The following is a 21,284-nucleotide window of genomic DNA, read 5'->3' on the forward strand; positions in this document are numbered from 1 at the left end:
CCCCGGCCCCGTCGGCGCGGGCGACCGTGCCACGCACCGGGACGGCACGGGCACGGCGAAGGCAGGCGGCGGCGTCGGGCCGTGGCCTCCCCTGCCCGACGGCGTCCCGCGCCCACGAGCGTCCGCGGCGCCCCTGCGCGTCGCGCTAGAGGAGCTCGTCCAGGCCGCGCTCGCGCACGAGGTCGACCATGGCCTTGACCTGCTGCGCGCGGGCACGCGTGGTGACCAGGAGCGCGTCGGGAGTGTCGACGACCACGACGTCGTCGAGCCCGAGGATCGTGACGACCCGGTCGCTCGCCGGGACGACGACCGACCCCGCGCTCTCGCGGCGCACGACCCGGTCCGTGTCGCCGAGCACCTTGGAGCCCGACTCGTCGGCCGAGGGCAGCAGCGCGGCCAGCGAGTTGAAGTCGCCGATGTCGTCCCACCCGAAGTTCCCCGGGACGACCGCGACCCCGCCCACGGCCGCGACCGGCTCGGCGACGGCATGGTCGATCGCGATCTTCTCCAGCCCGGGCCAGACCTCCGCCAGGACGCGGTCCCGGTCCGGGGAGTCCCATGCCGCAGCCACGGTGCGCAGACCCTCGTACAGCTCGGGGCGCTGGTCCGCGAGATGCCCGAGCAGCACCGAGGTGCGAGTGATGAACATGCCCGCGTTCCAGCGGTACTCCCCCGACCGTACGTAGCGCTGGGCCGTCACCGCGTCCGGCTTCTCCGTGAACCCCTGCGCGTGCAGCGCCGTGGGGGCACCGGCAAGATCCAGGGAGGCGCCGCTCCGGACGTAGCCGAAGGCCGTCGACGGCCGCGACGCCGCGATCCCGACCGTGACGACGTAGCCCGCCCGGGCAGCCTCGACGCCCTCCCGGACCGCCTGCTCGAACGCCGCCTGACCGGTGATGACCTGGTCCGCCGCGAACGAGCCGATCACCACGTCGCCGTGGCGGTGCTGGAGTACCGCGGCGGCGAGCCCGATCGCCGCCATCGAGTCGCGGGGCGAGGGCTCGGCGAGCAAGGCGTCGTCGCGCAGGCCCGGGAGCTGGGTGCGCGCCGAGGCGACGTGCTGGCGACCGGTCACCAGGACGATGCCGTCCTGGCCGGCGAGGGGCGCGAGCCGGTCGACCGTGGCCTGCAGCAGCGACCGTCCGGCCCCCGTCAGGTCGAGCAGGAACTTGGGGTTGCCGCGGCGCGAGAGCGGCCACAGCCGCGTCCCGGCGCCTCCCGCGGGGATCACGGCGTAGAAACCGGGGATCGCCGGGGTCGCCGGGGCGGACCCGTCCGGCGACGAGGCAGGGCTGGGCGCGGGGACGGGGAGCGTCGACATCCTCGAAGCATAGTGACCGACGCGTGACCGACGCGTGACCGGGCGCCCGAGGACACTCCGCGGAGGGGCGTCCTCGGGTCATCGGGAGCCGTGTGGAATGGGTCACAAACAGGGGTGACCAGGCCGCTGGGAACGCACCACGGTCCGCACCACGATGCCGGTATCACTATGGTGGAACCCCAGAGACGGATATCGGCGGACTCCGGCGAGCCGTGGATCTGCCGCTCCTACCGACTCCCCAGGGCCTCGGCGCGGAGCGGTCGTGAACGGCCACCGGCGGACGACGTCGTCCAGCTCGATATCTCACCCCTGAACTCGCCACAGGAGGCCCCTAAGTGCCCAGTGCACCTGCTGGCACGCTGTACCGCGGCCGTGAAGGCATGTGGTCGTGGGTCGCGCATCGCGTGACCGGCGTGCTCATCTTCTTCTTCCTCCTCGTGCACGTGCTGGACACAGCGCTTGTACGAGTCTCGCCCGAGGCGTACGACGCCGTGATCGGCACCTACAAGACCGTGATCATGGGACTCGGAGAGGCCGGCCTCGTGGCCGCCATCGTGTTCCACGCCTTCAACGGTGTCCGGATCATCCTCGTCGACTTCTGGGCCAAGGGGCCCAAGTACCAGCGCACCATGCTCTGGGTCGTCGTCGGCCTGTTCGCGGTGACGATGGCGGGCTTCCTGCCGCGCCACCTCATGAACGTCTTCGGAGGTGGGCACTGATGAGCACCACGAGCACCAGCTCTCCCCTCGCGGCCCCCCGCGACCCGTACAAGCGCCAGAAGTCCACGCGCTCGAACTACGAGCTGTACAGCTGGGTCTTCATGCGCGCCTCGGGCGTCGTGCTGATCGTCCTGATCTTCGGTCACCTCTTCGTGAACCTCATGGTCGGCGAGGGCGTCCACGCGATCGACTTCGGCTTCGTCGCCGGCAAGTGGGCCTCGCCGTTCTGGCAGGTCTGGGACCTGCTGATGCTGTGGCTCGCGATGATCCACGGCACCAACGGCGTGCGCACGATCATCAACGACTACGCGCAGCGGGACGGCACGCGCCTCGTGCTCAAGCTCGCGCTGTACCTCGCGTTCGTGGTCGTCACCGTGCTCGGCACGCTCGTGGTCTTCACGTTCGACCCGTGCCCCCCGAACGCCCTGGACTACCAGCTCCCGTCGTTCTGCCCCGCCTGACGGCCCTGCCGGCCGACGGTCCCCCAGCCGCCGACCGACAGCCCCGTCCCCTTTCCCACTCGTCACAGGAGGCATCGACACCGATGCAAACCCATCAGTACGACGTCGTCATCGTCGGAGCAGGCGGCGCCGGCATGCGCGCGGCACTGGAGTCGTCCGGCAAGGTCCGCACGGCGGTCATCTCGAAGCTCTACCCCACCCGGTCCCACACCGGCGCGGCGCAGGGCGGCATGTGCGCCGCCCTCGCGAACGTCGAGGAGGACAACTGGGAGTGGCACACGTTCGACACGGTCAAGGGCGGCGACTACCTCGTCGACCAGGACGCCGCGGAGATCATGGCCAAGGAGGCCATCGACGCGGTGCTCGACCTCGAGCGCATGGGCCTGCCGTTCAACCGCACCCCCGAGGGCAAGATCGACCAGCGCCGCTTCGGCGGGCACACGCGCAACCACGGCGAGGCCGCGGTCCGCCGCTCGTGCTACGCCGCGGACCGTACGGGTCACATGATCCTCCAGACGCTCTACCAGAACTGCGTCAAGCAGAACGTCGAGTTCTTCAACGAGTTCTACGTCCTGGACCTCATCACGGACCACGACCTCGCGGCCGAGGACGTGCCGGACGGCGAGCAGGTCAACGCGACGGGCGTCGTCGCCTACGACCTCGCGACGGGCGAGATCCACGTCTTCCAGGCCAAGGCGATCATCTTCGCCACGGGCGGCGCAGGCAAGATCTTCAAGACGACGTCGAACGCGCACACCCTCACCGGTGACGGCATGGCGCTCGCCTACCGCCGCGGTCTCCCGCTCGAGGACATGGAGTTCTTCCAGTTCCACCCGACGGGCCTCGCAGGACTGGGCATCCTCCTGTCGGAGGCAGCCCGTGGTGAGGGCGGCATCCTGCGCAACGGCGAGGGCGAGCGCTTCATGGAGCGCTACGCCCCGACCATCAAGGACCTCGCGCCGCGCGACATCGTCGCCCGCTCGATGGCGAACGAGGTCCGCGAGGGCCGCGGCGCCGGGCCGAACAAGGACTACGTCCTGCTCGACCTCACGCACCTCGAGCCCGCGCACATCGACGCCAAGCTGCCGGACATCACGGAGTTCGCGCGCACGTACCTCGGCATCGAGCCCTACACGGAGCCCGTGCCCGTCTACCCCACGGCGCACTACGCCATGGGCGGTATCCCGACCAACGTCGGCGGCGAGGTGCTCCGCGACGGCCACAACGTCGTGCGCGGCCTGTACGCGGCCGGCGAGGTCGCGTGCGTCTCGGTCCACGGATCGAACCGCCTCGGCACCAACTCGCTCCTCGACATCAACGTGTTCGGCAAGCGCGCCGGCCGCGAGGCCGCGAGGTACGCCGCGACGGCCGAGTACCGCGAGCTCCCCGAGAACCCTGCGGCCGCCGTGATCGCGCAGCTCGACGAGATGCGCAACCGGCCCGACGGCGAGCGCGTGGCCGACGTCCGCAAGGCGCTCCAGGAGACCATGGACGCCAACGCCCAGGTGTTCCGCACGGGCGAGTCGCTCGACCAGGCGCTCTCGGACATCCGCACCCTCCAGGACCGCTACCGCAACGTCTCGGTCCAGGACAAGGGACGCCTGTTCAACACGGACCTCCTCGAGGCCATCGAGCTGGGCTTCCTGCTCGACATCGCCGAGGTCACGGTCATCGCCGCGATCAACCGCAAGGAGTCGCGCGGCGGTCACTACCGCGAGGACTTCCCGAACCGCGACGACGCCAACTACATGCTCCACACGATGGCCTACCGTCGCCCCACCTCCGCCGGCGACACCGCCGACGGTCACGTCGACGGCTACTTCGACCACGTCGAGGAGTTCGATTCCTACAAGATCGTGCTGGGTTCCAAGCCCGTCACCCAGACCCGGTACGAGCCCATGGAGCGTAAGTACTGATGACTGCCACACTCGAAGCCCCTGCCGGTTCTGAGAAGACCGAGGTCGGCGCCGTGCCCTCCTTCGAGGTCACGATCAAGCTCCGCCGCTACAACCCCGAGTCCGAGCACGGGGACGACGCGTACTGGGAGGAGTACACGGTCCTGGCCCACGGCACGGACCGCGTGCTCGACGCCCTGCACAAGATCAAGTGGGAGCACGACGGCTCGCTGACGTTCCGTCGCTCGTGCGCGCACGGGATCTGCGGCTCGGACGCGATGCGGATCAACGGCCGCAACCGCCTGGCCTGCAAGACGCTGCTCAAGGACGTCAACCCGGACAAGCCGATCACCGTCGAGCCCATCAAGGGCCTGCCGGTCATCAAGGACCTGGTCGTCGACATGGAGCCGTTCTTCGCCTCCTACCGCGAGATCATGCCGTTCCTCATCACCTCGGGGAACGAGCCCAGCAAGGAGCGGCTGCAGTCGGCCGAGCAGCGCGAGCGGTTCGACGACACGACCAAGTGCATCCTGTGCGCGGCGTGCACGTCGTCCTGCCCCGTGTTCTGGACCGACGGTCAGTACTTCGGCCCCGCGGCGATCGTCAACGCCCACCGCTTCATCTTCGACTCGCGCGACGAGGGAGCGGCCCAGCGCCTGGAGATCCTCAACGACAAGGAAGGCGTGTGGCGCTGCCGCACGACCTTCAACTGCACCGAGGCGTGCCCTCGTGGCATCGAGGTCACCAAGGCGATCCAGGAGGTCAAGCGCGCGATGATCACCCGCGCGTTCTGACACGCCTCCCTGCACTGCCCGACGGCGGTCCCCGGCTCTCGCCGGTGGGCCGCCGTCGGCGTTCGGCGGCTCAGAGCCTGACGGACACCCGGGGCTCCCGCCCCCGGCGGACCCCGCGGACCAGGGGACTCCAGGGATAGCCGTACCCGGCCCCTCGACGGACGCGCGCCTCGAGCCGCTCGTCCTGCTCCGCCTCGGCCTGCTCGCGCAGCTCGTCCGCGGTCGGCTGCGCGGGCGGGTCCGCGATCCACGCCGCGACCATGAGCAGGATCCGGGTGACGAAGTTGGCCAGCAGGAGGATCGTCACGAACGTGGCGAACGAGCCCAGCAGCGCGTTGCGCGACGAGCTGCCCACGATGATGCTCGTCCCGAGGTAGCGCAGCACCCCGAAGGCCGCAGCCGCCGTCATGGCGCCGATGTACAGGTCCTTGCGCGGCGGACGTACGCCCGCGACGAAGCGGACGATGAGCAGGACCACGATCGCGTCGAAGACGAGCCCGACGAGGATGCCGCCCACGGGCACCAGGACGGCCGCCAGGACGCCGTCGCCGAAGATCGTCGCCCCGAGGCTCTGGACCACGACCGTCGCGGCCGCGGAGATCACCACGCTGATCCCCAGCACGGCGAACCCGCCCAGCTCGCGCAGCTTGGACAGCACCGGGTTCTGACCGACGTTCGTGAGCGAGAACATCGCCCGGGTCGAGGTGCGCAGCGCCGCCATGAAGGAGATCGCGCTGAAGAGCAGCACGAACACCGCGATGATGCTCGACAGGTCGAAGCCACGGTCGAGGATCAGCTGGTCGGGCGAGATGATCCCGCTGCTGCCGTCCCCGGTGTCGATGAGCCCCGGGATCGCCTTGTCGATCTGCGCGAAGATCTCGTCGCGCAGCTCCTCCCGGTTGCCCAGGAAGGCCATGAAGGCCGTGTAGAAGATCGTCAGCCCGGCGAACAGGGAGAACAGGGCCGAGTAGGCCATGCCGCCGCACAGGAGGGCTCCGCGCTGGACCCCGTACTGCGCGAGCGCACGAGCCGGTCGGGTCGTGTTCCACCAGGCCTGGAGCCCCTTGGCACGGGCTGTCAGGCGAGCGACCGTCCCGGGGACGTCCGAGGCACCGTCGTCGGGCGCGGTGCGGGGCGTGCGGGCATGCGGTGTGCTGGTCTTCCGGGCGTCGGAGGATGGGCCGTCACGGCCCGGACGTGCGGTCCCGGCCCTACGAACGGGTGCCGGGGTGGTTGCCTGGGTCATCGCCCGAGCCTAGAAGAGGACGGCGCGACTCACGCGTCCGACAGCCCGATGAGGTCGAACCTGCGAGCCGGTCGCCACACGCCGTCGTCGCCGTGCTCGTACAGGTGGATACCCGTGACGTCGAACGCGGCCTCGAAGCCTGCCATCTCGTCGAAAGCGAGGTCGAGCGCCTCGTCGTCGACCTCGTGCGCGACCGTGACGTGCGGGTGGTAGTTGAAACGCAGCTCCTGGTCCAGGATCCCTGAACGCACGGCTCCCTCGAGCCCTTCGCACTCCGCGATCCCCTGCGCGACGACCACGAAGACCACGGGCGAGACGGGACGGAACGTCCCCGAACCACGCAGGATGGCTCGGAACGGCGCCGCGTGCGCCGCGACGTGCTCCAGGTGGGCGTACACCTCGTCGAGGTCGGACTCGTCCACGACGGTCGGCCCGAGGAGGGTGATGTGCGGAGGGATGTCTCCCGCGAACGGGTCGCCGAACGCCGCCCGTGCTTCCTGGAGCGCGGTGCCGTAGGGCTCGGGGATCTCGATCGCGATACCGATCCGCACCTGGTGCGGACCCCGCTCGGGGAGGTTCATCAGCGCGTCCGACGAGCGGGCAGCAGCCCGACCCGGTCGTAGATGCGGTCGAGGGTGTCCTGAGCCAGGCCACGAGCCCGCTCCGCGCCGCGCGCAAGGACGGCGTCGAGCTCGGCCGGGTCCGACAGGTACTCGTTGGCCCGCGCCTGGAACGGGGTCAGGAAGTCGACCACGACCTCGGCCAGGTCCACCTTGAGGTGTCCGTAACCCTTGCCCTCGTAGTCCGCCGCGATCTGGTCGACGGGCCGCGACGTGAGCGCGGAGAAGATCGTCAGGAGGTTCGAGATGCCGGGCTTGGCCACGGGGTCGTAACGGATCTCGTTCTCCGAGTCCGTCGCCGCCGACTTGACGCGCTTCGCCGCGACCTTGGGGTCCTCGAGGAGCCAGATGACCCCCTTGCCCCCCGAGGAGGACTTGCTCATCTTGGCCGTGGGCTCCTGCAGGTCGTAGATCTTCGCGACGGCCTTGACGATGTGCGGCTCGGGGACGACCGCGGTGTCCTCACCGAAGCGGGAGTTGAGGCGCTCGGCCAGGTTGCGGGCGAGCTCCAGGTGCTGGCGCTGGTCCTCCCCGACCGGTACGAGCGCCGCGTCGTACAGCAGGATGTCTGCGGCCATGAGCACCGGGTAGGTGAAGAGCCCGACCGTCGTGCCGTCAGTGCCCTGCTTCGCCGACTTGTCCTTGAACTGCGTCATGCGGCCGGCCTCGCCGAACCCTGTCTGGCACGAGAGCACCCAGGCGAGCTCCGCGTGCTCCGGGACGTGCGACTGCACGAACAGCGTCGACCCCTCGGGGTCCACGCCGCCGGCCAGGTACTGGGCCGCGGTGCGGCGCGTACGCTCGCGCAGCTTCTCCGGCTCGGGGTTGACCGTCAGGGCGTGCATGTCGACCACGCAGTAGATCGCGTCGTACGACTCCTGCAGGGCCACCCACTGGCTCAGAGCCCCGATGTAGTTCCCCAGCTGGAGGGAGTCTTCCGTGGGCTGCATCCCCGAGAAGATGCGTGGACGCCGTACACCGGGAACCTCGTTGACCATTGCCCCATTCTGACAGGTCGAGGTGCCCTGGCCGAATCCGGGCCGACCGCCGGGTCCGGAGGGCCCGGACTCAGGTGGCTTCGTCGTCGAACGGTGCGCGCCGCCCGGGCACCGGTACCTCGGTGGCAGAGCCCCCGGAAGGCGGGGGCGGGGGCGGGACGGGGCCCCCAGCACGCGGTCGCGCCGACGGGCCGAGCACGTCGTCGTCGAGCAACGCCTCACGGACGATGCGCCGAGGGTCGTACTGGCGCGGGTCCAGCTTGGACCAGTCCACGTCGCCGACCTGGTCGCCGAGCTCGTCGTCGACCCGTTCCTTGGCGTCCTTCAGGAAGCCGCGAGCGGTGCGGACGAACGCGCCGAGCTGTTCGGCGTACCGGGGCAGCCTCTCCGGACCGATGACGATCACGGCGACCACCAGAATGATCCCGAATTCCCAGCCGTTGATTCCGAACACGCGGTCAGACTACTCGCTCGTGGCTTCGTCGAGCACGACACGGACGTCGCGCTCCTGGTCCCCCGTGCGCACGCGCAGCGTCACGGTGTCCCCGGGCGCCTTGGCCCGGATCGCCACGATGAGCTCGTCGCTCAGGCTCACGGGCCGTCCGTCGATCGAGAGGATCACGTCACCCGCCTGGATCCCTGCCACGGCGGCAGGTCCGTCCGCCGTCACGGGGGCCTGCCCGCCCTGCGGCTCGGTCGTGACCTGGACGCCCTCACCCTGGTAGCGGGAGTCGAGCAGGACGCCGATCACCGGGTACGTGGCCGTACCGCTGGCCATGAGCTCCTGCGCGGTGCGCCGGGCCTGGTTCGAGGGGATCGCGAAGCCGAGCCCGATGCTCCCCGTCGCCGCGCCCGTGCCCGGTGGCTGCGCGATCGCCGAGTTCACCCCGACGACCTCCCCCGCACCGTTGACGAGCGGTCCGCCCGAGTTCCCGGGATTGATCGCGGCGTCCGTCTGGATGGCGTCGATGAACGCCGTCTCCGCCGAGTCGCCCGCGGCGACCGGCCGGTGCAGTGCGCTCACGATCCCCGTCGTGACCGTCCCGTTGAGTCCGAGCGGCGCACCGATCGCGACGACCGGGTCGCCGACGACGACCGCGTCGCTGTCGCCCAGCACGAGCGGAGTCAGCCCCGACTCGTCGACCTTGACGACCGCCAGGTCGTAGTCGGGGGTGCGGCCGACGATCTCGGCCGGACGCTCGCTGCCGTCGGCGAAGAGCACCGTGACCTCGCCCCCCGCCGCACCGCCCGCGACCACGTGGTTGTTCGTGAGGATGAAGCCGTCCTCACGGATCACGAAGCCCGACCCGGTCGAGACACCGTCCGCACCCTCGACCTGGAGCGAGACCACGCTCGGCAGCACGCTCGCCGCGACGGCCGCGACGGACCCTGCGGGTCGTTCCTCCCCCGGGGCCGTGCCCGCGGCCGGGAGGGAGACGTCCACGGGCCGACGGTCCGACCCGTCCACGATCCTGTCCGCTGCGACCCCTCCGACCGCCCCGGCGACCAGGGCCAGAGCCGCGATGCCGGCGACGGCCCCCGCGCCGAGCCCGCGCCGTCGTGACGGGGCGGGCGGCGCCTGCTGCTCGCCCCAGGGCTCGACGGGGGGAGCCGGCGGACCGACCTGCGGCTGCGGCGCAGGACGGTCTGGCTGCTGGGGGTGCTGTCCCGGTGGGTACACCCCGGGCCGGGCCACCTGGTACGACGGCGGGGGCGGGACCGGGGACTGTGGCCCCTGGGCGGCCCCGTAGCCCGCAAGCCCGGGGCGCGCGACCGGCAGCGGGCCGAGCGGCGCACCGTAGGGTCGCGTGTCGTGCTGTCCGGTCACGGGGGCGGGCGGCACCGAGGCGTTCCTCTCGACCGGCACCGGCGCCGCAGGCGTCGACCGGTACGACGACGGTGGCGCGAACGGGTTCCGGGGCTCCTGCGGCGGCGCCTCGCGGTGGTCGGACGCCTGCTGGGACGGTGCGGGCTCCGGCCGGGCGCCGTCCGGCTGCGGCTCCGCGGGTCCGGGCGCTGAGTCGTGTGCGGTCATGGGGTGCCCAAGGCTCCTGTCATGGTCGTCCATCCCCGGGAGATGCGGGCCGGGACCCCCGCGTCGAAGTCGTGCGCCGGGAACGTCGCGACGAACGCGGCGAGGACCTCCTTGCGAGCCTCGGCCACCACGTCGATCACCGTGTCCCCAGCCTGCCACACGACGTGCCACGGCTCGTCGGACAGGACGTAGACGGCGCGCCCGTCGAACCCCTCGGACCGCGTCAGCGACGTGGTGTCCAGCCGCCCCACCTGCTCGCGTACCACGATCGTCCCCTCGGGCCCCGCGAGATCGACCTGCAGGACGTCCCTGTCGTCCCCGACGAGGTGGACGCCCGTCACGTCGAACCCCTCGAGGATCCCCGAGGGGCTCGTCCAGCCGTGGTCGGCCATCCACGCGAGCGCCGCGGAGTCGACCAGGTCCATCGAGTCGGTGGAGGCTGCGGCCGAGGCGCTGGTCCCCGACCCGCCGGCCGTGGGACGCACCGGCACCAGGCCGGGGTCCGTCGCGTCCTGCGCGTCGTCCCCCGCCTGCGCGAGGAGCGTCAGCGGGGCCGCGACGTGCCGGTCGGGCACCACGAGCGGACGGTCACCGAGCGTGAACAACGCGACCGCGAGGACTGCGAGACCGCTCGACGCCGCGACGACCGTCCGACGCGAGCGCCGCCGTCGGGCGTGAGCCACGAAGTCCCCCGTGAGGGCGTCCCGCAGCGCGCCGGCCTCGGGCGCCGCAGCCCACGGGTCGCGGGCGGGCGGCCCCTGCCGCAGCGGGTCCCCCTGCGCCGCAGGGATCTCCGACGAGAGCGCCAGCAGGCGGGAGGTCAGGTCCGTGGTGGGCAGGACGTCGCGCGCGCACGAGAGCCGCTTGCGCACCGCGCGCGCCACCGCGAGCTCCGCGGCGCACTGGTCGCAGCCCGCGACGTGCGTCAGCGCGCGCTCGCGCGTGGCCGGTGAGAGCTGGTCGTCGGCGAGGGCGCTGACGAGGGTCCCGAGGTGCGTCATGGTCCCCCCGGGGCGGTGTGCGCCGCGAGCGCGGCGAGCTCGTCGACGGCGGAGTCCGCCGAGAGCACGGAACCGGCGTCGCTCCCGGGGCGCTCGGACGGGTCGCGGTGGGGCAGGGCCGCACGGAGCTGGGTGCGGGCGCGGTGGATGCGTGAGCGCACCGTGCCCAGCTTGATCCCGAGCGTGACCGCGATCTCCTCGTAGCTCAGCCCCTCGATGTCGCACAGCACGACCGCCGCCCGGTACTCCGGAGACAGGGCGTCGAGCGCCCGCTGTACGTCGTGGTCGAGGTTCGTGTGCTCGTACCCTCGCTCCGGGTGGGTCATCTCACCGGTGGCCGGGTACTGCGCCGAGTCGTCGCCCATGGCCTCCATCCGGATGCGCTGCTTGCGCCGGACCTGGTCGAGGAACAGGTTGGTCGTGATGCGGTGGAGCCAGCCCTCGAACGTCCCGGGCGTATAGCTCGACAACGAGCGGAACACCCGGATGAAGGTCTCCTGGGTCAGGTCCTCGGCGTCGTGCTGGTTCCCCGTCAGGCGGTACGCCAGCCTGTACACGCGCGCGGAGTGCTCCCGCACGATCTGGTCCCACGAGGGGGGCGTCCAGGGCTGGGCACTCACGTCACTGCTCACACGGTCCATTGTCCCCTCTCAACGTCGCGGGACCCGCATCCGTTCCCGCTCGCGCCGGGACGTCGACACGACGTGCACGAAACCTCCCCCCGAACGCGCTCCAGCCAGCGCTTCGGGGCCCTTCGACCGGTACGATCGCATCACCTGCACCGCGCGGGGCCGCCGCACCACAGCAGTCCGTCCGGGTCACCGGAGACACGCGGTGCCCAAGACCAGGAGGGCCCTATCACCACCGACATCGGCCGGACCAACGCCAAGGCGTCGAGCTGGACCTACTGCGAGGAGTTCGTGCCGGAGGACGACGTCCTCCTGCGCGCTCGTGAGCGTGCCGCCGAGCTGGGTTGCCCCGCCGTCCTGCCCGGCGTGGGCGCCGTCCTCCAGGCCCTCGCCGCGGCCCTCGCCGCCCGTGCCGTCGTCGAGATCGGCACGGGCACGGGGGTCGCCTCCCTCTGGCTGCTCCGGGGGATGCCCGAGGACGGTGTCCTGACCACGATCGACGTCGAGGTCGAGCACCAGCGGGCCGCCAAGGACGCGTTCGCCGAGGCCGGGATCCGCGCGACGCGCACCCGGACCATCCCCGGTCGGGCGAGCGACGTGCTCCCCCGGCTCACCGACGGCGCCTACGACCTCGTGCTCGTCGGGGCCGACCGGCACAGCTATCCCGAGTACGTCGAGCAGGCGTTGCGTCTCCTGCGACCGGGCGGGATCGTGGCCGTCGACGGGGCGCTCGTGGGCGACCGCGTCGCGGACCCGGCGCGGCGCGACGAGGTCACGGCCATCGTCCGCGAGGTCGGTCGCTCCCTGCGTGCCGACGAGCGGGTCCTGCCGGCCATGATCCCCAGCGGCGACGGGCTCCTGCTGGGCGTCCGGCGGTAGCGCACACGACGAGAGGCCCCCTCACCGAGACCGGTGAGGGGCCCTCCTCGGTGTCGAGGGTCAGTCGAGGTCGCGCAGGAACTGCAGCAGGAGGCGCGCGCCGTAGCCGGTCGCCCCCTCCGTGACCTCGTGACGCGACGCCGTGGCGCGCGCCGGTCCCGCGATGTCGAGGTGGACCCACGGCAGACCGTCCGTGAACTCGCGCAGGAACAGGGCGGCGGTGATCGATCCACCGCCACGCGCCTCGATCGGTACGTGGCGCAGGTCCGCGACCTCCGAGCGCAGCGCGCTCGCGTAGTCCTCCACGAGCGGCATGTGCCAGACCCGCTCCCCCGTGACGGCTGCCGCCGCCTCGATGCCGCTCACGAGCTCGGGGCTCGTGGCGAACAGCGCCGCGTGCCCCCGCCCGAGGCCGACGCTGGCCGCGCCCGTGAGGGTCGCGACGTCGACCAGCAGGTCCGGTGCGAGCGTGGCCACCGCGTACCCGAGGGCGTCGGCGAGCACCAGGCGTCCCTCGGCGTCCGTGTTCGCGATCTCGACGGTCGTGCCCGAGTAGGTCCGCAGGACGTCTCCGGGACGGTATGAGTCGGCGCCGAAGTGGTTCTCGGCGAGGGGCAGGACGGCGGTGACCTTGTGCCGCACCCCGGACTCCGCCGCTCCGAGCACCGCGGCCAGAGCGACCGCTGCCCCTGCCATGTCCGTCTTCATGGGCACCATGGCCTCACGCGGCTTGATCGAGAGCCCGCCCGTGTCGTACGTGATGCCCTTGCCGACGACGACGACGTGCCGCTCGGCGGCCTCGGGCTCGTACGTGACGGTCACGAGGCGGGGAGGGCTGGCCGACGCGGCCCCGACCGCCAGGAGGGCGCCGAAGCCCTGGGCCGCGAGCTCCTTGGGGCCGAGCACCTCGACGGCCAGACCAGCGGCACCGGCCAGGGCTGTCGCCTGCTCGGCGACCCAGGCGGGGTCCTTGACGTTGGAGGGCGTGTTGGCCAGGTCTCGCACGAGCCACGTCGCGGTGGCCGAGACGCGAGCTGCCTCGAGCTGCGTCTCCCGGCTCTCGCCGAGCAGCACGAGCTGCTCGGCCGGGGCGTCCTGCGCGGGGCCCTCGCCCGGTCGTGCCGCCGTCGGGCGGCCGAAGCGCGGGATGCGGTAGGCCGCGAGGAGGTAGCCCTCGACGAAGGCGCGCACGCCCGTCGCGGTCGCGTCCGCGGTGGCCGCGCTGACGACTCGTTCGAGGCCTCGGGTGGCCCCTGCGAGCGCAGCGCCGGCACGCCGCAGCTCCAGGTCCGTGCCGCTGCCGATCCCGAGCAGGACGATCGTCGACGGCAGCCCGGCCCACGGCAGGCGGTGCGTGGAGCCCGTGTGGGTGCGCGGCAGGTCGACCGTGGCGACCTGCCCTGCCGCGCCGCGGAAGGACGTACCCCCGGAGCGGTCCGCGAGCTCGGCCAGATCGATGCCGTAGCGCGCGGTGGCGTCCACGGTGCCGGCGCGCGGCTGGAGGCCGTCCTCCTCCTCGAGCGGAGGAGCGACGGCCACCACGAGCGCGGCGACCGCGTCGTCGGTGAGGAACGGACAGTCCAGGACGGTGCCCGGCGCCTCGACGACCTCGGGGAGGTGTCGAGGAGCACCGCCGACGGGCGGGAGGTCCGGGACTGGCTGGGCTGCCTGGGCTGCGCGCGCGGTCAAGGTGTCTCAGCCCACGACGGCTTGGAGAGCCTCGCCCAGCTCGCTGGCCTCGGTCGCGTTGAGCTCCACCACGAGTCGACCGCCACCCTCGAGCGGGACGCGCATGACGATGCCGCGACCTTCCTTGGTGACCTCGAGCGGGCCATCCCCCGTACGCGGCTTCATCGCAGCCATTGTGGGCTCTCCATTCCGTAGTCCAGTACTGCTGTGGTCGACGTCCCGGCAGGTCGGTGGCGCGTCTCCGCGCCGACCGTCCAGAGGACGTCCAGGTACCATTCTAGTTCACCGATACGACACGCCGTGGCCGCAAATGCCCAGATCGTGACCTGAGACGTGGCAGGACGTGCCAGGACTCGGTGGGACGAGCCCGCGCTCGGCACGCCACGGCGCCAGGACTCGCTACGGCGGCCACCCGCTCGGTGGTGTGAGCCGCCACAGCGCCCAGACCCACCAGGCCTGCCCTGCCACCCCGGCGGCCAGGCACCCCCAGAACCACCATCGAGAGCGGGTCCACCCGAGAGTGACGGCCCCGAGGGGGAACGCGAGCAGCAGGAACCTGACGATGCTCGTCCAGGGCTCGATCACGGCGACCAGGTATCCCAGGTAGGCCAGCGGCCAGGCCTGGAGCTCCGGGCCCAGCCGCCGCGAGACCGGGCTCAGGCCGAGAGCCGCCACGCCCGCCAGGACAGCCGCCAGGACCCACGGCCCGGCGCCGCCGAACAGCGCGCGCGAGACGTCGAGCCAGGGCACGAACGGCACCACGGGACCGGTCCCCCGCCAGGCGCCCTGCGTCAGGAAGTACGCGTCCGAGCGCCCGGTCGCGATCCCGCAGACGAGCTGCCAGAGCAGCCCGCTGAGCACGGCGACGACGAGCAGGGCGGCGATCCGCACGGCGTCCCGCCACGGGAAGGGCAGAGGGTCGCGGTCCCCGGCGAGGGCCACCGCGCCCGTGGGTACCGCGCCCTCCACCAGCCCTCCCTGTGCGGCGACGCCCGGCTGACGGTCGCGCGGCAGGCCGCCCGGCGTACCGCCCGGCGCTCCGGCGGGGATCTCCTGGCGTGCCCGCCGCCACTCCTGGTACCGCACGACGGCGTGCCACGCCACGACCAGCGCGAGCGGCAGCGCGACCGCGCGCGTGAAACCGAGGAGCACGATCACGAGCCCTGCCCACTCGTAGCGCCGCGCCCAGAGCAGGTACAGGGCCGAGGCGACCAGCAGCAGCGCGAGCGCCTCGGTGTAGGCGACCTGGAGGACGACCGAGGACGGGAAGACGCTCACGAGCGCGACCGTGGCGAGCGGCAGGCCGGGCCGTCGCTCGACGGCCCGGTGCCCGGCCCGTTCGACGAGGCGATGGATGACGAGCATCGCCCCCGCTCCGCAGAGCAGGGAGATCGTGGGCGCCACGACGTCCCAGCCCAGCCCGGTGACCTGCTGGACCGCGCGGACCAGGAACGGGAACAGGGGGTAGAAGGCCCAGACGTTCTGCTGCACGGCCCCGTCGGGCCCGACGGGCAGCTCTGCGGGGTACCCGTCCTCGGCGATCTGCTGGTACCACGAGGCGTCCCACATCCGTCCCGTCCACGCGCTGTACGACGGCGCGGCGTCGGTCCAGAGGTTGGCCTCCTGCCAGCGCGAGACGACCAGCAGGATCATGGCGGTCACGAGCCGGGCCGTGACGTAGACCGCGAGCACCTGGACCCACCAGTGCCACCGCGCGGGAGCCAGCACGGCGGGGAGCGGGCGGGCGGGCTGCCGCGGTGACCGAGCGGGTCCGCCCGCGCGGCTCGCCCCGCCCGCGGCCACGTCGCGGCGGCTCACGCCAGACCGCGCAGCGCGCGAGCCGGCGGTGTGTCTCCGCGGATCGCCGCAACCGTCTCCAGGACCCGACGGGTCGCGGCGACGTCGTGCGCGCGGAACACGCGGGCGCCGAGCTACGCGGCGACCGCGGTCGCCGCGAGCGTGCCCTCGAGCCGCTCGTCGACGGGCAGGTCGAGCGTCTCGCCGACGAAGTCCTTGCGCGAGAACGCCATGAGCAGCGGGTAGCCGAGCCCCGCGAGCGCCTGCGTCCTGCGCACCAGGTGGAGCGAGTGCCAGGTGTTCTTGCCGAAGTCGTGCGTCGGGTCGACGAGGACGGACGCGGGCGGCACGCCGCAGGCGACCGCGCGCGCCGCGGCGGCCGTCAGGGTCGCCACGACGTCCTGCACGACGGCGTCACGGGGGTCGTGCGGTCGGCTCGCCTCGTCCTGCTCCGCAGTCGGGTACGCGACGCGGAACGGGTCGGTGCGCGGCACGGCCCCGCCCGTGTGCGAGCACACGACGCCCACGCCGAGCTCGCCCGCGACCTCGACCAGGGCCGGGTCGTGCCCGGCCCAGGTGTCGTTGATCAGGTCCGCCCCGGCCAGGGCCGCCTCGCGGGCGACCTCGGCGCGCCAGGTGTCGACGCTCACGAGCAGGTCGGGGAACTCCGCACGCACCCGTCCCACGAAGGGCACGACGCGTCGGATCTCCTCGGCCGCGGTGACCTCGGGGCCGGTGCCGGCGCGCACTCCCCCGACGTCGACGATGGCAGCCCCCTCGGACCACGCCCGTGCGACGGCCTCGAGCGCCGCGCCGTCGTCGAGCTGGCGTGCCGGGGCGTAGAACGAGTCGGTCGTGCGGTTGACGATCGCCATGACCACGGGGCGCTGGGGACGCCCGGGAGCCGACTCGTCGACGCCGACCTCACGCCCTCGCAGGACGAGCGGTGCGCACTGCGGAGGGACCGGCGAGGGAACCTCCGACGACGTGCGCCATCCTGACGTCCGGTCGCCCTGCACCGGGGGCACAACCTCGGTCACCGGTCGCCGGACGCCCGCTGCTGGGCGGTTGCCGTGTCGGCCACGGCCTCGAGCTCTTCCGCACGCAGCTCCGCGCCACGTTCGCACACGTACTCGACGGCCTCTGCCGGGTCGTCGCACAGGTACAGCAGGTCGAGGTCGTGCGCGCTGATCATGCCGCGCCCGGCGACGGTCGTGCGCGCCCAGTCGAGCAGGCCCTGCCAGTACTCGGTGTCCACGAGCGCGATGGGGAACTCGGTGACCTTGTGCGTCTGGACCAGGGTCAGCGCCTCGAAGAGCTCGTCGAACGTGCCGAACCCGCCCGGCAGGACGACGAAGCCCTGCGCGTACTTCACGAACATCGTCTTACGGGCGAAGAAGTACCGGAAGTTCACGCCGAGGTTGACGTACTTGTTCATGCCCTGCTCGAACGGCAGCTCGATGCCGAGGCCGATCGACAGGCCTCCCGCCTCGTTGGCACCCTTGTTCGCGGCCTCCATGATCCCGGGCCCGCCGCCCGTGATGACCGCGAGGTCGCGCTCGGCGAGAAGCCGGCCGACCTGCTCGGCCAGCGCGTAGTCCGGGTGGTCGGGACTCGTGCGCGCCGACCCGAAGACCGACACCGCCGGGCCGACCTCGGCGAGGGCGCCGAAGCCCTCGACGAACTCGCTCTGGATCCTCATGACCCGCCACGGGTCGCTGTGCACCCAGTCCGCGCTGCCCGCGGTGTCGAGCAGCCGCTGGTCGGTCGTCTGCTGGGGAATCTGCTCGCCCCGCAGCAGCACCGGACCCTTGCGGTAACCGGTGCCTGCCTGGGGAACTCCGTCGTCGCTCATGCTCTCGAGCCTAAGCCGTCCCGGTACCGGTGGCGGGGACGATCAGCGGGTGAGCCACTCGCGCAGCGCGTCGTGGCACAGCGCGAGGTGGCCGACCGGGCAACGCTCGTCGTCCTTGTGCGCGAGCACGGGGTCGCCGGGGCCGAAGTTCACGGCCGGGATCCCCATCTCGGCGAAGCGGGCGACGTCCGTCCAGCCGTACTTGGGGGCGGGCGCCCCGCCCGTGAGCTCGAGCACCGTGGCGGCGAAGTCGGCCGCGAGCGGGTCGTCGAGCCCTGGGCGTGCACCCGGAGCGGCGTCGGTGACGACCACCTCGAAACCGGAGAACAGGTCGCGGACGTGCGCCTCGGCGTCGGGCAGCGACCTCGAGGGCGCGAAGCGGTAGTTGACCGTGACCACGCACTCGTCCGGGACGACGTTCCCCGCGATGCCGCCGCGGATACCGACGGCGTTCATGCCCTCGCGGTAGACGAGCCCCTCGACCTCGATCGACGCGGGCTCGTAGGCCGCGAGGCGGTCGAGCACGACCGACGCCGAGTGGATCGCGTTGGACCCCATCCACGCGCGCGCCGAGTGCGCCGTGACCCCGGGGACCCGTACCTCGACGCGCAGCGTCCCGTTGCAGCCGCCCTCGATGCCCGCGGCCGTGGCCTCGCCGAGGATCGCGAAGTCGCCCTGCAGGAGCTCGGGGTGGTTGCGTGCGAGGCGGCCCAGGCCGTTGAGGTCGGACGCGACCTCCTCGAGGTCGTAGAAGACCCAGGTGACGTCCTGGTTGGGCTCCGTGAGGGACGCCGCGAGCGCGAGCTGCACCGAGAGCCCGCCCTTCATGTCGACCGTCCCTCGCCCCCAGATCTCGGCCTGGGCGCCCTCGCCGACCAGGCGGGTGGGCAGGTTCGGCGGGTCGGTCAGCGGCACGGTGTCGATGTGCCCGGCGATCACGACGCGGCGCGAGCGCCCGAGGTGCGTGCGGGCGACGATCGCGTTGCCGTCGCGCACGACGTCCAGGTGCGCGAGCGGTCGCAGCGCGGCCTCGATCGCGTCGGCCAGGGCCTTCTCGTCCCCGCTCACGGACGGCACGTCGCACACCGCGCGGAAGAGCGCCGTGAGGTCGCCGTCGAGGTCGAGCCGGATCGCCGGCGGCGGCACGGTCGGCGTGGTCTGGTCGGAGGTCTGGTCGGGAGTCTCGTCGCTGGTCACACGCAGACCCTACCCGGACGGTTCACCGGTCGGCCGGGAGTGGCGGATAGGGTGAAGGCATGACTTCAGCGACTCCCACCGGCGCCGCACCCGGCCCCCGCACCGCCTGGGCCTTCGGCCTCGCCACCGTGACCGACGAGGGCACCGTCCTCGACGTCTGGTACCCGTCCCCCGCCCTCGGGCAGGCCCCGGCGGACGAGACCTCCCCCGCCTCGCTCGACGCCCTCACGGAGCGCGACGACGCGCGCCGCGTGGACGTCGTAGTCGTGCGCACCGAGATCGACCTCGACGCGGCCCCCGCGGGTGCGGCCGACGCCTACCTGCGCCTGCACCTGCTCTCGCACCGCCTCGTCACCCCGCACGGTCTCAACCTGGACGGCGTCTTCGGGGCGCTGACCAACGTCGTGTGGACCAACCACGGACCGTGCGCGGTCGAGGGCTTCGAGGAGACCCGCCTGCGCCTGCGCGCCGCGACGGGCCAGCCGGTCCAGGTCCTCGGCGTCGACAAGTTCCCCCGCATGGTCGACTACGTCGTCCCCTCGGGCGTCCGCATCGCCGACGCCGACCGGGTGCGCCTCGGCGCTCACCTCGCCGCGGGCACGACCGTCATGCACGAGGGCTTCGTCAACTTCAACGCCGGGACGCTCGGCACCTCGATGGTCGAGGGCCGCATCTCGGCCGGAGTCGTCGTGGGCGACGGGTCCGACATCGGCGGCGGCGCGTCCATCATGGGCACCCTGTCCGGCGGCGGCCGCGAGGTCATCTCGATCGGCCAGCGCTCGCTGCTCGGCGCCAACGCCGGGCTCGGCATCCCGCTCGGGGACGACTGCGTCGTCGAGTCCGGCCTCTACGTGACCGCCGGGACCAAGGTGACGCTCGTCGGCCGCAGCGGCCCCGACGGCGCCCCGGTCGTCGTCAAGGCGCGCGAGCTCTCGGGACAGGCCAACCTGCTCTTCCGTCGCAACTCCCTGACGGGCGGTGTCGAGGCGGTCTCGCGCACGGGCGTCGGGATCGAGCTCAACGCCGCGCTGCACGCCAACTGACGTGTCCGCCACCAGGGGTTCCTCCGGTCCGCAGGGCACCGCGCCCATCTTCGGACCGGAGGGCCCAGGGTCCGCGCCGCGCATGCCCCGCGATCGACGGCGACGACGTCCGCTGCGACTCGCCGTCACGGTCGTCGCCGTGCTCGCGGTCGCGACGACGGGAGTCGTCCTGGCCCTCAACCGGCTCGACGACCACAGCCCGGTGGCCGAGCGCTGCGCCGCCACGGCAGACGGGCAGGCCTGGCACCTGTCCCCCGCACAGTCCGACAACGCCGCGCTCATCGCCGTGACGACCGTGCGGCGAGGGATGCCTGCACGCGCTGCCACGATCGGCCTCGCGACCGCCCTGCAGGAGTCACGCCTGCTCAACATCGACTACGGCGACCGCGACTCGATCGGACTGTTCCAGCAGCGCCCCTCCCAGGGCTGGGGCACGATCGAGCAGATCATGGATCCCGTCTACTCGACGACGGCGTTCTACGACGGCCTCGACAAGGTCGACGGCTACACCGAGCTGCCCGTGACCGTGGCCGCCCAGGCCGTGCAGCGATCAGGGTTCCCCGACGCGTACGCCCAGCACGAGTCCCGTTCCCGCGCCTGGGCCTCCGCCCTCACGGGAAACTCCCAGGGCACGCTGACGTGCGACCTGGCCCCGGTCGACCCCGCGACGCTCGTGAGCACCGAGGAGTCCGTCTCCGGCCTGGAGGCAAGGGTGCAGCGTGATCTCGGCGACCTGCCTCTCAGCGCCGACGGAGCGGCCGTGACGGTCGACGCCCTGCCGCTCGCAGGGAACCCTCCGGAGGCGGACCGGGCCGGCTGGGCCGTCGCCCAGTGGGCCGTGGCGAGCGCCGACGCGACGGACGTCGTGCAGGTCGACGTCGGAGACCGGACGTGGTCCCGCGAGTCGCCCGAGTGGGCCGCCGCCGAGGCAGCCACCGACGGTTCGCCGCACCCCGGCCCGGGTCAGGTCCGCGTCACGGTCGCGACGACCGACGAGCCCTGACCGGCCCTCGCTGCTTCCTCGTCGAGGACGGCACGAGCCGGGAGACGCCGCCCGCCCCCCCCCCCCGGGGGGGCGCCGGGTGAGGGTGCTCCGGGGCCCGAC

The 21,284-nt window shown here is 72.4% G+C and carries 20 protein-coding genes and 1 pseudogene; 7 read left to right on the forward strand and 14 right to left on the reverse strand.

The genetic code is table 11. The annotated features are described in order from the left end of the window. Positions 1–145: 145 nt before the first annotated feature. The gene (locus H9652_RS01895) at positions 146–1,321 is read right to left on the reverse strand and encodes a mannose-1-phosphate guanylyltransferase (protein WP_191794395.1); all 1,176 of its coding nucleotides are present in this window, start codon (positions 1,319–1,321) and stop codon (positions 146–148) included. 335 nt (positions 1,322–1,656) lie between these two features. On the opposite strand from H9652_RS01895, the gene sdhC reads away from it, so the two are divergent. From sdhC to H9652_RS01915, 4 genes are all read left to right on the forward strand, one after another. After that, positions 1,657–2,040, forward strand: a complete 384-nt coding sequence (sdhC, locus tag H9652_RS01900; RefSeq protein WP_082608862.1) for a succinate dehydrogenase, cytochrome b556 subunit — start codon at positions 1,657–1,659, stop codon at positions 2,038–2,040. Continuing rightward, complete coding sequence (sdhD, locus tag H9652_RS01905) at positions 2,040–2,501, forward strand: succinate dehydrogenase, hydrophobic membrane anchor protein (RefSeq protein WP_191794396.1); 462 nt, start codon at positions 2,040–2,042, stop codon at positions 2,499–2,501. Before sdhC ends, sdhD begins: the two co-directional genes overlap by 1 nt. Before the next feature lie 83 nt (positions 2,502–2,584). After that, positions 2,585–4,417: a succinate dehydrogenase flavoprotein subunit gene (gene sdhA / locus H9652_RS01910; RefSeq protein WP_191794397.1), complete on the forward strand. Its 1,833-nt coding sequence runs from the start codon at positions 2,585–2,587 to the stop codon at positions 4,415–4,417. After that, positions 4,417–5,190: a succinate dehydrogenase iron-sulfur subunit gene (locus H9652_RS01915; RefSeq protein ID WP_138823851.1), complete on the forward strand. Its 774-nt coding sequence runs from the start codon at positions 4,417–4,419 to the stop codon at positions 5,188–5,190. Before sdhA ends, H9652_RS01915 begins: the two co-directional genes overlap by 1 nt. 70 nt (positions 5,191–5,260) lie before the next feature. On the opposite strand, the gene H9652_RS01920 is transcribed toward H9652_RS01915, so the two are convergent. The 7 genes from H9652_RS01920 to sigE all read right to left on the reverse strand — a co-directional run bounded on the left by H9652_RS01920 (position 5,261) and on the right by sigE (position 11,731). Then, positions 5,261–6,436 (reverse strand): YihY/virulence factor BrkB family protein, encoded by a 1,176-nt coding sequence (locus H9652_RS01920; protein ID WP_191794398.1) that lies wholly within the window; start codon positions 6,434–6,436, stop codon positions 5,261–5,263. Between the two features lie 29 nt (positions 6,437–6,465). Continuing rightward, on the reverse strand, positions 6,466–7,017 hold the full coding sequence (locus H9652_RS01925; protein WP_191794399.1) for a 2'-5' RNA ligase family protein: 552 nt from the start codon (positions 7,015–7,017) through the stop codon (positions 6,466–6,468). Continuing rightward, complete coding sequence (trpS, locus tag H9652_RS01930) at positions 7,017–8,054, reverse strand: tryptophan--tRNA ligase (RefSeq protein WP_191794400.1); 1,038 nt, start codon at positions 8,052–8,054, stop codon at positions 7,017–7,019. Before trpS ends, H9652_RS01925 begins: the two co-directional genes overlap by 1 nt. A gap of 70 nt (positions 8,055–8,124) precedes the next feature. Next, positions 8,125–8,508 (reverse strand): twin-arginine translocase TatA/TatE family subunit, encoded by a 384-nt coding sequence (locus tag H9652_RS01935; protein ID WP_191794401.1) that lies wholly within the window; start codon positions 8,506–8,508, stop codon positions 8,125–8,127. A 9-nt stretch (positions 8,509–8,517) separates the two neighbouring features. After that, on the reverse strand, positions 8,518–10,089 hold the full coding sequence (locus H9652_RS01940; protein ID WP_191794402.1) for a S1C family serine protease: 1,572 nt from the start codon (positions 10,087–10,089) through the stop codon (positions 8,518–8,520). Beyond that, positions 10,086–11,090, reverse strand: a complete 1,005-nt coding sequence (locus tag H9652_RS01945; protein WP_191794403.1) for an anti-sigma factor family protein — start codon at positions 11,088–11,090, stop codon at positions 10,086–10,088. The genes H9652_RS01940 and H9652_RS01945 overlap by 4 nt, the downstream gene beginning before the upstream one ends. Continuing rightward, positions 11,087–11,731 (reverse strand): RNA polymerase sigma factor SigE, encoded by a 645-nt coding sequence (gene sigE, locus H9652_RS01950; protein ID WP_191794404.1) that lies wholly within the window; start codon positions 11,729–11,731, stop codon positions 11,087–11,089. Before sigE ends, H9652_RS01945 begins: the two co-directional genes overlap by 4 nt. Positions 11,732–11,947: 216 nt before the next feature. On the opposite strand from sigE, the gene H9652_RS01955 reads away from it, so the two are divergent. Next, complete coding sequence (locus H9652_RS01955) at positions 11,948–12,598, forward strand: O-methyltransferase (RefSeq protein WP_371415826.1); 651 nt, start codon at positions 11,948–11,950, stop codon at positions 12,596–12,598. 60 nt (positions 12,599–12,658) lie between these two features. On the opposite strand, the gene H9652_RS01960 is transcribed toward H9652_RS01955, so the two are convergent. The 6 genes and pseudogenes from H9652_RS01960 to dapE form a co-directional block, all read right to left on the reverse strand. Then, complete coding sequence (locus H9652_RS01960; protein WP_225227574.1) at positions 12,659–14,287, reverse strand: leucyl aminopeptidase family protein; 1,629 nt, start codon at positions 14,285–14,287, stop codon at positions 12,659–12,661. A 6-nt stretch (positions 14,288–14,293) separates the two neighbouring features. Continuing rightward, entirely contained in the window at positions 14,294–14,461 is a 168-nt protein-coding gene (locus H9652_RS01965; RefSeq protein ID WP_064506638.1) for a DUF3117 domain-containing protein, read from the reverse strand. Between the two features lie 225 nt (positions 14,462–14,686). Beyond that, a complete protein-coding gene (locus H9652_RS01970; RefSeq protein ID WP_225227575.1) occupies positions 14,687–16,105 on the reverse strand; it encodes a hypothetical protein in 1,419 nt (472 codons plus the stop codon). Beyond that, a pseudogene (folP, locus tag H9652_RS01975) lies at positions 16,102–16,959 on the reverse strand (dihydropteroate synthase). Before folP ends, H9652_RS01970 begins: the two are co-directional and overlap by 4 nt. Before the next feature lie 161 nt (positions 16,960–17,120). Then, a complete protein-coding gene (locus tag H9652_RS01980; RefSeq protein ID WP_191794406.1) occupies positions 17,121–17,939 on the reverse strand; it encodes an LOG family protein in 819 nt (272 codons plus the stop codon). A 42-nt stretch (positions 17,940–17,981) separates the two neighbouring features. Further along, positions 17,982–19,070, reverse strand: a complete 1,089-nt coding sequence (dapE, locus tag H9652_RS01985; protein ID WP_191794451.1) for a succinyl-diaminopimelate desuccinylase — start codon at positions 19,068–19,070, stop codon at positions 17,982–17,984. A gap of 125 nt (positions 19,071–19,195) precedes the next feature. Between dapE and dapD the strand changes: the two genes are divergently transcribed. Next, positions 19,196–20,179, forward strand: coding sequence for a 2,3,4,5-tetrahydropyridine-2,6-dicarboxylate N-succinyltransferase (gene dapD, locus H9652_RS01990; RefSeq protein WP_191794407.1), 984 nt, complete (start codon positions 19,196–19,198; stop codon positions 20,177–20,179). 82 nt (positions 20,180–20,261) lie between these two features. After that, positions 20,262–21,182, forward strand: a complete 921-nt coding sequence (locus tag H9652_RS01995; protein WP_191794408.1) for a hypothetical protein — start codon at positions 20,262–20,264, stop codon at positions 21,180–21,182. The last annotated feature ends 102 nt before the right edge of the window (positions 21,183–21,284 follow it).

This window comes from Oerskovia rustica, assembly GCF_014836555.1.
GTDB classification, from domain to species: Bacteria; Actinomycetota; Actinomycetes; order Actinomycetales; family Cellulomonadaceae; genus Oerskovia; species Oerskovia rustica.